Origin of the sequence: Brevibacterium sp. R8603A2 (assembly GCF_023072605.1) — a bacterium.
In the GTDB taxonomy this organism is placed as follows: domain Bacteria; phylum Actinomycetota; class Actinomycetes; order Actinomycetales; family Brevibacteriaceae; genus Brevibacterium; species Brevibacterium pityocampae.
Genome location: NZ_JALLGN010000034.1, coordinates 1 through 1,349 on the forward strand (window position 1 = coordinate 1; position 1,349 = coordinate 1,349).

General features: G+C 61.6%; 2 protein-coding genes. Both read right to left on the reverse strand.

The genetic code is table 11. The features are described 5' to 3' along the window. Positions 1-18 precede the first annotated feature (18 nt). Entirely contained in the window at positions 19-657 is a 639-nt protein-coding gene (locus MTQ12_RS14740; RefSeq protein ID WP_247619217.1) for a transposase, read from the reverse strand. Between the two features lie 57 nt (positions 658-714). Then, the gene (locus tag MTQ12_RS14745; RefSeq protein WP_247619218.1) at positions 715-1,089 is read right to left on the reverse strand and encodes an IS110 family transposase; all 375 of its coding nucleotides are present in this window, start codon (positions 1,087-1,089) and stop codon (positions 715-717) included. Positions 1,090-1,349: the final 260 nt, after the last annotated feature.

A 1,349-nucleotide genomic window follows, 5' to 3' on the forward strand; every position in this document is an offset into this window, starting at 1 on the left:
TTGATGCTCCTATAGTTGTCAACTCATGATTTCGCCGGTTCGCGGGTCGGTCTTGACGAGGTGGTAGACCTCGCGGATCACGTAGCGTTTCAGACAGCGGATGATGTCGCGTTTGCTCTTGCCCTCGGCGGTGCGACGGGCGACGTAGGCGATCGTGGGCTCGTGGAATCTCATCCTGACAATCACGGTCCGGTAGATCGCCGCGTTGAGTTGCCGATGTCCGCCATGGTTGATGCGATACTTCCCACTGGTCATTCCTGAACCGGTCGGAACAGGGCTGATTCCGGCGAGCTTCGCGAACGCGGCCTCGCTTCGGATTCGTTCGGGATTGCCACCGGCGACGATGAGGATCTCCGCGGCGGTATCGACGCCAATCCCGAATTCGTCAAGCAGGTGCGGCGCGCGTTGGAGCACGAGCTGCTCGATCTGTGCTTCGAGTTCCTTGGTTTCTTCGCTTAGTGCGATCCAGCGCTTCGCGATCGATCTGAGCGCGTAACGGTTCGCATCTTCTGGCGTCTCCAAACCCCGCGGACGGAGCGCGGCGCAGTGCCTCGCGACCATCTTCTGCGTTTTCTTCGCCGTCTCCCGGCGAAGGTCCTCAGAAGAGTGGACGAGCATCGCTTTGAGGGTAACCATCGCGCCGGTGCGGTCCTTCACCGCGGTATCGTGCGCGACTTTCAGCTGTCGAATCATCTCAACGACGCCGTCCGCGGTTTAGGGGATCGCGGTCGCGAACCCGGCGAGCACTGCCCTGGCAGCGTTCTCTGCGTCGAGGGTGTCGGACTTCCCGTTCAGTCTCCGCAGCCGCCGATCAGGACGGGAGACCTCGATGACCTTGTGCCCGTGACGGCGGACGAAAGACGTGAGCGCGGCCCCGTAGGAGCCGGTGCCCTCGATGCCGAACGCGATGATCTTCCCGAATCCCGCAGCCCACTCAAGGAGTTGTTTGAACCCGGCGGTGTCGGTCGCGATCGTGAGAGTCGCGAGGATCCCGCCGACAGAGTCCATGACTGCTGCGACGTGGATGTGTTTGTGGGTGTCGATGCCGATTACGAAGTGCCCTGATCTGAACTGCTCAACATCGTCCATGATGCTGTCTCCTTCGCCCGTTATCGTGGGTTTCACGCTGTCGTCGGCGGGTGGACAGGACTGTCACGGGGACGCTGTCGAAAGTATGCTCCAGGCTCCTATTAGGTCACGCCCGACCGGCGGCAGCGCTTGATACAGCCCCGGCCGGACGGTCGACAGATCAACGCAAAGGCACCATGCGGGCCAATCATAAGCAAGGGTCAAACCGCGCCGGCCGGGACTACCCGATTCTCGCGGAACCCGGCAGAAACAGACTGACA

Bases quoted from the DNA above. Each gene is read 5' to 3' on its own strand.
- MTQ12_RS14745 (WP_247619218.1), bottom strand. From the start codon at position 1,089: ATGGACGATGTTGAGCAGTTCAGATCAGGGCACTTCGTAATCGGCATC.